Origin of the sequence: Virgibacillus sp. 7505, from assembly GCF_002272135.1 — a bacterium.
GTDB lineage: Bacteria > Bacillota > Bacilli > Bacillales > Amphibacillaceae > Terribacillus.
Genome location: NZ_NPBF01000245.1, coordinates 1 through 248, shown reverse-complemented (window position 1 = coordinate 248; position 248 = coordinate 1). Strand labels below are relative to the sequence as shown.

Annotated in this window: 1 protein-coding gene; it reads right to left on the bottom strand. The window is 54.4% G+C overall.

Features of this window, described 5'->3' with window-relative positions; translation table 11 throughout:
* A partial coding sequence (locus tag CHH91_RS18800) for a GNAT family N-acetyltransferase (protein ID WP_286160852.1) occupies positions 1-230 on the bottom strand: 230 nt, incomplete at its 3' end.
* Positions 231-248: the final 18 nt, after the last annotated feature.

The following is a 248-nucleotide window of genomic DNA, read 5'->3' as shown; positions in this document are numbered from 1 at the left end:
CCAGCGTCGATTGGCTCGCCCCCAGCACAAATGCCATGACCGTCTGGGATGTAACCAAGCCGGGCATAGAGCCGTTGAGCGCTTCCGTAATCTTTATACAAGCCAACGCCAAGGCCAACCGTTTGATAGCCTAAATCACGGCTAAGCTGTTCGAGTGCGTGAATAAGGGCTTGGCCGACGCCCCGGCGCCGATATGGCGGAAAAACAACAAGATCATTTACTTCGGGAATGCGCTGATTGCGGAAATG